The sequence below is a fragment of the Aquabacterium sp. UBA2148 genome, assembly GCF_002328915.1.
GTDB lineage: Bacteria > Pseudomonadota > Gammaproteobacteria > Burkholderiales > Burkholderiaceae_C > Aquabacterium > Aquabacterium parvum.
This window is the reverse complement of sequence record NZ_DCXA01000020.1, coordinates 27,211-35,967: the sequence shown is the minus strand read 5'-3', so window position 1 is coordinate 35,967 and position 8,757 is coordinate 27,211. Positions and strand designations below refer to the sequence as shown.

Below are 8,757 nucleotides of genomic sequence, written 5' to 3'. Positions count from 1 at the left end.
GGCCCTCGGGCAAGAAGCGCAAGGTCAAGCGAGAGCACGCCTTCGAAGGCATCATCCCCAATTTCGAGCGCCGCTTCAAAGAGACCGATTCGGCCGCCGTGCGCGAAGAACTCGGCCGTTACCAGCAGCCCCGCGCTTGCCCGGACTGCCACGGCACCCGCCTGCGGCGCGAGGCTCGGCACGTCAAGCTGCTCGACGCCGTCACCCACGACACCCGCGCCATCTTCGAGATCGGCCACGCCACGCTGGCCGAGGCCCACGCCTACTTCGATCAGTTGCAACTGCAAGGCGCCAAGGCCGAGATCGCGGCCAAGGTGGTCAACGAGATCCGTTCGCGCCTGCGCTTCCTCAACGACGTGGGCCTGAGCTACCTCAGCCTCGACCGCAGCGCCGACACGCTCTCGGGCGGTGAGGCGCAGCGCATCCGCCTGGCCTCGCAGATCGGCTCGGGCCTCACCGGCGTGATGTACGTGCTCGACGAGCCCAGCATCGGCCTGCACCAGCGCGACAACGACCGCCTCATCGGCACGCTGCAGCACCTGCGCGACCTGGGCAACAGCGTCATCGTGGTCGAGCACGACGAAGACATGATCCGCGCCGCCGACCACGTGGTCGACATGGGGCCGGGCGCCGGCGTGCACGGTGGCCGCGTGATGGCGCAAGGCACGCCCGCCGAAGTCACCGCCTCACCCGACAGCCTGACGGGGCGCTACCTCGCCCAGGCCCTGCGCATCGAGGTGCCCACGCAGCGCCGCGCCTTCAACGATGAAACACCGCGCCTGCGCGTGGTCAACGCGCGTGGCCACAACCTCAAGGGCGTGACGGCCGAGTTCCCCATCGGCCTGCTCACCTGCGTGACGGGCGTCTCGGGCTCGGGCAAGTCCACGCTCGTCAACGACACGCTGTACGCGGCCGTGGCCCGCAAGCTCTACCAGGCCCACCTCGACCCCGAGCCGCACGACGAGATCGAAGGCCTGGAGCTGTTCGACAAGGTCATCAACGTCGACCAGTCGCCCATTGGCCGCACGCCGCGCTCCAACCCTGCCACCTACACCGGCCTGTTCACGCCGATTCGCGAGCTGATGGCCGACGTGCCGGCGGCGCGCGAGCGCGGCTACAACGCAGGGCGCTTTTCCTTCAACGTGGCCGGTGGCCGCTGCGAGGCCTGCCAGGGCGACGGCGTCATCAAGGTCGAGATGCACTTCCTGCCCGACGTGTACGTGCCTTGCGATGTCTGCCAGGGCAAGCGCTACAACCGCGAGACGCTGGAGGTGCTCTACAAGGGCAAGAACATCCACGAGGTGCTCGACCTCACCGTCGAGGATGCGCTGGCCTTCTTCAGCGCCGTGCCCAGCATCGCGCGCAAGCTGCAGACGCTGATGGACGTGGGCCTGGGCTACATCCGCCTCGGGCAAAGCGCGACCACGCTGTCAGGCGGCGAAGCGCAGCGCGTCAAGCTCGCGCTGGAGCTCTCCAAACGCGACACCGGCCGCACGCTCTACATCCTCGACGAGCCGACCACGGGCCTGCACTTCCACGACATCGCCTTGCTGCTCAAGGTGCTGCACCAGTTGCGCGAAGCGGGCAACACCATCGTCGTCATCGAGCACAACCTCGACGTCATCAAGACAGCCGACTGGCTCATCGACATGGGCCCCGAAGGTGGCTCGGGCGGTGGGCAGGTGCTGATCGCCGGCACGCCGGAAGACATCGCCGCCTGCGAGGACAGCCACACGGGGCGTTACCTCAAGCCGCTGCTGTGATGGCGTGGCGTTGAACTGATCGGGACGGCGCGAAAGGCCCCGTGCGAGCGGCGTGCGCCTTGAATCCGCGGGGGCGCCACGCTGCCTGACCGCGGTCAAGGCACATGAAAAAGGGGCTCCGCAGGGAGCCCCTTTTGTCTGGCATCGGCATCACCTCGTCAGAGGCAACGCCCACCACATCAGTGACGGAAGTGGCGCGTGCCGGTGAACACCATGGCGATGCCACGCTCGTCTGCCGCAGTGATGACCTCGTCGTCGCGCATCGAGCCACCCGGGTGGATGACGCAGGTCGCGCCCGCATCGACGACCACATCCAGGCCATCGCGGAACGGGAAGAAGGCGTCAGACGCCACGGCCGTGCCTTGCAGCGTCAGGCCAGCGTGACCGGCCTTGATCGAGGCGATGCGGGCCGAGTCCAGGCGGCTCATCTGGCCGGCGCCCACGCCCATGGTCATGCCGTCCTTGCAGAACACGATGGCGTTGCTCTTGACGAAGCGGGCCACGGTCCAGGCGAACAGCAGGTCTTGCATCTGCTGGGCAGTGGGTTGCAGCTTGGAGACCACCTTCACATCACCGACGATGTCGATGTTGTCGGCCGATTGCAGCAGCATGCCGCCACCCACGCGCTTGAAGTCCAGCGCGTTGCCCAGCTTGCGCGAAGCCTCGTCCAGCGGCACTTCCAGCAGGCGCACGTTCTGCTTGGCGGCGTAGGCGGCGCGCGCGGCGTCGGTGAACTTCGGCGCGATCACGACTTCCACGAACTGCTTGTTGGCGTTGATGGCTTCGATCACGTCGGCGTCGACCACGCGGTTGAAGGCCATGATGCCGCCGAAGGCGCTGGTCGGGTCGGTCTTGAGGGCCTTGGTGTAGGCCTCGAGCGGGCCGGCGCCCACGGCCACGCCGCAGGGGTTGGCGTGCTTGATGATCACGCAGGCAGGGGCTTCGAAGGCCTTGACGCATTCCCAGGCGGCGTCGGCGTCGGCAATGTTGTTGAAGCTCAGCTCCTTGCCTTGGATCTGGGTCCAGTTGGCCAGGGTGCTGACCACGGGCTTGGCTTCGCGGTAGAAGGCGGCCGACTGGTGCGGGTTCTCGCCGTAGCGCATGCCCTGCACCTTGTGCAGCTGCAGGTTGTAGACGGCGGGGTACTCTGCCTTGGCGGGCACGGATTCGGTTTCGAGTTCCGAGCCGGCTTCCAGGCTGGTCAGGTAGTTGGTGATCATGCCGTCGTAGGCGGCGGTGTGGGCGAACACCTTTTTGGCCAGCATGAACTTGGTCGTGCGCGTGATGGCGCCGGCCTTCATTTCCGACAGCACCTGTTCGTAGTCCACCGGGTCGATGATCACGGCGACGTCCTGCCAGTTCTTGGCGGCCGAGCGCAGCATCGTTGGGCCGCCGATGTCGATGTTCTCGATGGCGTTGGCCAGCGTGCAGTCGGCCTTGGCCGTGGCTTGAGCGAAGGGGTAGAGGTTGACCACCAGCAGGTCGATGGTGTCGATGCCGTGTTCCTTGAGCGCGGCCATGTGCTCGGGCAGGTCGCGGCGGGCCAGGATGCCGCCGTGCACGCGCGGGTGCAGGGTCTTGACGCGGCCGTCGAGCATTTCCGGGAAGCCGGTGATCTCGGCGACTTCGGTGACCGGCAGGCCCTTTTCAGACAGCAGCTTGGCGGTGCCGCCCGTGGACAGCAGGCGCACGCCTTGTGCATGCAGGGCTTGCGCGAATTCAACGATGCCGGTCTTGTCGGACACGGACAGCAGGGCGGTCAGGGCCATGGGGTTCCTCTGGTTCAAAGAGCAGGTGAAAACAAAAAACGGAAACGGGTCACTTGATGAGCTTGTGCTCGAGCAGCTTGCGGCGCAGCGTGTTGCGGTTGATGCCCAGCCATTCGGCGGCCTTGGACTGGTTGCCTTCGGCGCGGTGCATCACGACTTCGAGCATGGGGCGCTCGACGGCGCTCACGACCATGTCGTAGACCGCGTGCGGCTCGGCGCCGCGCAGGTCGTGGAAATAGCCTTCGAGGTTGTCCTTGATGCAGTCCTGGATGGTCTTCTTGCTCATGGGTGTGTCAGTTCGCCATGCAGGAGGAGGCCTCCTGTTCGGCGGTGTCGGTGTCGTCCAGGTCGCACGCGTGGGCCTCGGGCAGGCGGTCGTGGGTCTGGCTGAGTTGTTCAAAAAAATCGCTCACGGCCCGCACCTGTTCATCGATGCGGTCCAGGGTGTTCATGTGCTGGCGAAAGGCCTCGCCGCCGGGCAGGGCGCGCACGGCCCAGCCGATGTGCTTGCGCGCGGTGCGCACGCCCGCGAATTCGCCGTACAGGCTGTGGTGGTCGTGCAGGTGCTCGATCAGCCACTGGCGTGCCTGCAGCGTCAGCGGCCGGGCACGGCGCTGGCCGTGGGTCACGTAATGCGCGATGTCGCCGAAGATCCAGGGCTGGCCCTGGGCGGCGCGGCCGATCATCACAGCGTCGGCACCCGTCAGTCGCATCACCTCGACGGCTTTTTCGGGGCTGGTGATGTCGCCGTTGGCCACCACCGGCACGCGCACCGCGGCCTTGACGGCGGCGATGGTGTCGTACTCGGCCTGGCCCTTGTAGCCTTGCTCGCGGGTGCGGCCGTGCACGGTCAGCATGGCGATGCCGGCGGACTCGGCTGCGCGCGCGATGGCTTGCGCGTTCTTGTGCTGCTGGCTCCAGCCGGTGCGCATCTTCAGCGTCACGGGCACGTTGTGGGGCAAGCAGGCGGCCACCACGGCCTCGATGATCTCCAGCGCCAGTGGCTCGTCCTGCATCAGCGCCGAGCCCGCCCATTTGTTGCAGACCTTCTTGGCCGGGCAGCCCATGTTGATGTCGATGATCTGGGCGCCGCGGTCGATGTTGTAGGCGGCGGCCTCGGCCATCATGGCCGCGTCGGTCCCGGCGATCTGCACCGAAATCGGCGCGGTCTCGCCATCGTGGTTGGCGCGGCGCGAGGTTTTCAGGCTGTGCCAGAGGTCTTTGCGCGAGGTCACCATCTCGCTGACCGCGTAACCCGCGCCCAGCTGCTTGCACAGCATGCGGAACGGGCGGTCCGTCACCCCGGCCATGGGCGCCACGAAGAGGCGATTGGGCACCGTGTGGGGGCCAATCGCCATCGGGGTCGCCAGGGTGCTGGCCAGGGGGTGAAAAGGGGACATGCGGACCGCGCGTCAGGCTGCAAAAGACAGAACAGCCCCGAGCGACGCGTCGTTCAGGGCTGCTTAAAAAGGAGGCAGAGTATAGCCCCGGGGTGGCCGCCTGGGTAGGCCCAAGTCGGGCATTTTTTGACGCGGATCGCGACCAGGGCGGGCAGCGGGCCTTCTTTTGTCATGCGCAAAACCCTCTGACTGCGGTGGGTCGTTCGAAGCCCGAAAGTTCAGCGATGTAACCGTTGCAGTTACACTGCAATCGTTACGCGCTGGTGCGTCACTTGATTTTTTTTGTCATCCCGCCATGTCTGCCCGCTACGCCCTGATCACCTCCCTGGTCTCCTTCGCCGCACTCGGCGCCTCCTCTGCCGCCCAGGCGCAATACACCATCAAGCTCGGTGGCGCCCACATCAACCCGCATGCGACCAGCGAGCCCCTGCGCGGTGGCGTGGCCGTGCCTTCGCCCCTGAGCGGCAACCTGGTGCTCAACGACGGCGTGGCGCTGCAGGTCCAGTCCAAGAGCACCCTCATCTTCACGATCGAGCGCGCGCTGGACGAGCGCTGGAGCGTGGAGTTCGTGCTGGGTGCGCCCCCCAAGCACGACGTGACCCTGAAGGTGGAGAACCCGCAGATCGACGCCTCGCGCGTGACGCCCTCCGTTGCTCAGACCGCTGCCACCAACGGCCTGAAGGCCAAGCTGGCGGCGCAGAACGGCCAGGTCATCTCCACCGTTCGCCAGTGGGCCCCGACCGTGTTCTTCAATTACAAGTTCCTGGAGCCTTCGTCGGCGTTCCGTCCCTTCGTGGGCCTGGGCATCAACGTCACGCGCTTCAAGGCCCGCACCACGGCCGCCGGCGACACGCTGTACGCCGACGGCGCCAAGCCCGAGATCAGCCTGTCCGACTCCATCGGCCCGGCGATCCAGCTGGGTGCTTCCTACAAGCTGGACCAGCACTGGTCGATCAACGCCAGCGTGGCCACGGCCAAGGTCAACAACAAGCTGACCATCGTGACCAAGTCCGGCCTGCGCCAGGAGTCGGCTTTCCGCTTCAACCCGACGGCCCTGACGGCCACGGTGGGCTACAGCTTCTGAGCTGATTGAGCCTGCGGGCCCGTGGCGGTGACCGAAGCCGCCACAATCTCGGTCATGGACGTCAATTGGATGGCGGGCGTGCACGCCCTTCTCGGTTGGCTGGCCCTGCCCGAGATCGGGCTCGGAGCGGTCTTCATCGTGTCGCTGGTGTCGGCGACCTTGCTGCCCATGGGCTCGGAGCCTGCGGTGTTCGGCCTGGTCACCTTGCGACCCGACCTGTTCTGGCCGGCCGTGCTGGTGGCCACCGCCGGCAACACCATCGGCGGCGGCATCAGCTGGTGGATGGGCTACGGTGCCCACTCGGCCGCCAACCGCATTCGCCACACCCGTCGGGAAGACGAGTCAGCGGACCCCGAACACGCCACGCGCGCCGACCAGCGCGCACTGAACTGGTTGCGCCGCTTCGGCGCCAAGGCCTGCCTGCTGTCGTGGCTGCCCGTCGTGGGTGACCCGTTGTGCGCCGTGGCCGGCTGGTTGCGCCTGCCCTTCTGGCCATGCGTGTTCTACATGGCCATCGGCAAGTTCGCCCGCTACGTGACGATGACGGCATTCCTGGTCTGGGTGACCTGATCGCGCCGCCTCACTTGACCACGGTGATGGCCGTGACCGTGAACTGGCCGTTGACCTTGGCCGCATCGAACTTGACCTTGTCGCCAACCTGCAGGGTTTGCAGCCACTTGGGGTCGGCCACGCGGAAGGCCATCTTCATCGGGGGCATGTCGATGCTCTTGATCTCGCCGTGGCGCAGCGTGACCTTGCCGGCGTCGGCATCGATTTTTTCGACGGTGCCGTCAACGCTCTGGGCGAGGGCCGACACGCTCAGCAGCAGGCCGGCGGCGAAGGTGGTCAGGGATTTCAAAGTGGTTTTCATGAGGGTCTCCTTGTTTCGATGACGCGGGCGCTCAGGCGAACACGCCGAACGCCCAGGGGATCAGTGCTGGCCGTGGTCCATGTGGCCATGATGACCGGGTTTGCGAACCGTCAACTCGACCTCGCCTCCAACAGGGGGGGCGTGGCCGGTGTGCGGTGAGGCGGGGGCGCGGGTGGCATCGGGCAAGGTTTCTCCTTCACCGACCAAACGCGCCACCGTGCCCTTGGGATGACGGTACCAGCCCGGGTCCTTGTGGCCATCGGGGTGGGAGGCCGGTGGCTGATCTTTGCGAACTTTCACCGTCGTGAACATGCCACCCATGCCGATCGGGCCGAACGGGCCGGTGCCGGTCATCATCGGCAGGGTGTTGTCGGGCAGGTCCATCTCCATCTCGGCCATCTCGTGCATGCCGGTTTCACCCATGGCCATGTAGCCGGGCACCAGGCGGTTGATCTCGCGGGCGAGGTCGTCCTGTTTGACGCCGATCAGGTTGGGCACGTTGTGGCCCATGGCGTTCATGGTGTGGTGGCTCTTGTGGCAATGAAAGGCCCAGTCGCCCAACTCGTCGGCGATGAACTCGACCTGGCGCATCTGGCCCACGGCGACGTCGGTGGTGACCTCTGGCCAGCGCGCCGATTTGGGCACCGGCCCGCCATCCGTGCCCGTGACCTCGAACTCGTGGCCATGGATGTGGATCGGGTGGTTGGTCATGGTGAGGTTGCCGATGCGGATGCGCACGCGGTCGCCTTGCCGCACGTTGATGCTGTCGATGCCGGGGAAGGCACGGCTGTTCCAGGTCCACAGGTTGAAGTCCAGCATGGTGTTGACCTTCGGCGTGCTGGCGCCGGGCTCGATGTCGTAGGCGTTGAGCAAAAAGCAGATGTCGCGGTCCACCTGCGCGATGTGCGGGTGGGGCTGCTTCGGGTGCGTGACCCAGAAACCCATCATGCCCATGGCCATTTGCACCATCTCGTCGGCGTGCGGGTGGTACATGAAGGTGCCGGGGCGGCGCGCCACGAACTCGTAGACGCAGGTCTGGCCCACGGGGATGGCCGGCTGCGTCAGGCCCGAGACGCCGTCCATGCCATTGGGCAGGCGCTGGCCGTGCCAGTGCACGCTGGTGACCTCGGGCAGTTGGTTGGTGACGTAGATGCGCACGCGGTCGCCTTCGACGACCTCGATGGTGGGCCCGGGGCTCTGGCCGTTGTAGCCCCACAGGCGGGCCTTCATGCCGGGGGCGATCTCGCGCACGACGGGCTCGGCCACGAGGTGGAACTCCTTGACGCCGTCTCTCATGCGCCAGGGCAGGGTCCAGCCGTTGAGCGTGAGCACCGGGCGGTAGGGGCGGCCGTTGGGCGGCGTGAGCGGTGCCTGGGTGTCGGGTGTGTTTTGCAGCACGGGCTCGGGCAGACCGAGCAGGCTGCCGGGGCGCACGCGTTCAGCGGCCAGCGCTGTGTGGGTGGCGGTGAGGGCGGCGCCACCCAGGGCGCCGCGCAGGAAGAGTCGACGGGTGCTCATGTCAGTGGCTCGCTTCGGTGTTGGTGGGGGCGTTGCTCGATGAGCGATTGGCGCCTGCATCGGGGCCATCCAGCCCGTCGATGGCGGCGACCAGCGCGGCATCGGCCAGCCAGAAGTCGCGTTGCGCGTCGAGCGCGGTGAGCACGGCGGCCACGTGTGCACGGGCTTCGTCGATGAGCTCGAACGGACCGATGAGCATGCCGTTGTATTGCTTGAGGCGCTCGTCCAGCAAGCGTTTGCGAACGGGCCCCAGCACCTTGGCGGCCTGCTGGGCGGTGGCCAGCGTGGCCTGGTGGTCGGCGAAGCGCTCGCGCAGTTGTGACTCGGCGTGAAGGCTGGCTTGCTGCCATTC

At 66.7% G+C, this 8,757-nt stretch carries 8 protein-coding genes and 1 pseudogene; 3 read left to right on the top strand and 6 right to left on the bottom strand.

All coding sequences use genetic code 11. The features are described 5' to 3' along the window. Positions 1–1,763: excinuclease ABC subunit UvrA (gene uvrA, locus B2W70_RS01265; RefSeq protein WP_286742132.1), on the top strand; the 1,763-nt coding region annotated here is incomplete at its 5' end. 179 nt (positions 1,764–1,942) lie between these two features. Here uvrA and purH read toward each other — a convergent pair. Genes purH through dusB form a run of 3 tightly spaced genes read right to left on the bottom strand, consistent with a single transcriptional unit; the run spans position 1,943 to position 4,890 of the window. Next, complete coding sequence (purH, locus tag B2W70_RS01260; RefSeq protein WP_286742131.1) at positions 1,943–3,532, bottom strand: bifunctional phosphoribosylaminoimidazolecarboxamide formyltransferase/IMP cyclohydrolase; 1,590 nt, start codon at positions 3,530–3,532, stop codon at positions 1,943–1,945. Positions 3,533–3,581: 49 nt separating this feature from the next. Continuing rightward, positions 3,582–3,818: a Fis family transcriptional regulator gene (locus B2W70_RS01255; protein ID WP_058088416.1), complete on the bottom strand. Its 237-nt coding sequence runs from the start codon at positions 3,816–3,818 to the stop codon at positions 3,582–3,584. A gap of 7 nt (positions 3,819–3,825) precedes the next feature. Continuing rightward, on the bottom strand, positions 3,826–4,890 hold the full coding sequence (dusB, locus tag B2W70_RS01250; RefSeq protein ID WP_286742133.1) for a tRNA dihydrouridine synthase DusB: 1,065 nt from the start codon (positions 4,888–4,890) through the stop codon (positions 3,826–3,828). Positions 4,891–5,227: 337 nt separating this feature from the next. On the opposite strand from dusB, the gene B2W70_RS01245 reads away from it, so the two are divergent. Further along, entirely contained in the window at positions 5,228–6,016 is a 789-nt protein-coding gene (locus B2W70_RS01245) for an OmpW/AlkL family protein (protein ID WP_286742130.1), read from the top strand. 54 nt (positions 6,017–6,070) lie between these two features. Continuing rightward, positions 6,071–6,586 (top strand): YqaA family protein, encoded by a 516-nt coding sequence (locus B2W70_RS01240; protein ID WP_286742129.1) that lies wholly within the window; start codon positions 6,071–6,073, stop codon positions 6,584–6,586. A gap of 10 nt (positions 6,587–6,596) precedes the next feature. On the opposite strand, the gene B2W70_RS01235 is transcribed toward B2W70_RS01240, so the two are convergent. From B2W70_RS01235 to B2W70_RS01225, 3 genes and pseudogenes are all read right to left on the bottom strand, one after another. Beyond that, the gene (locus B2W70_RS01235; protein ID WP_286742127.1) at positions 6,597–6,887 is read right to left on the bottom strand and encodes a copper-binding protein; all 291 of its coding nucleotides are present in this window, start codon (positions 6,885–6,887) and stop codon (positions 6,597–6,599) included. 60 nt (positions 6,888–6,947) lie between these two features. After that, complete coding sequence (locus tag B2W70_RS01230) at positions 6,948–8,405, bottom strand: multicopper oxidase family protein (RefSeq protein ID WP_286742126.1); 1,458 nt, start codon at positions 8,403–8,405, stop codon at positions 6,948–6,950. A 1-nt stretch (position 8,406) separates the two neighbouring features. Then, a pseudogene (locus B2W70_RS01225) lies at positions 8,407–8,757 on the bottom strand (RND transporter); the annotation flags it as partial.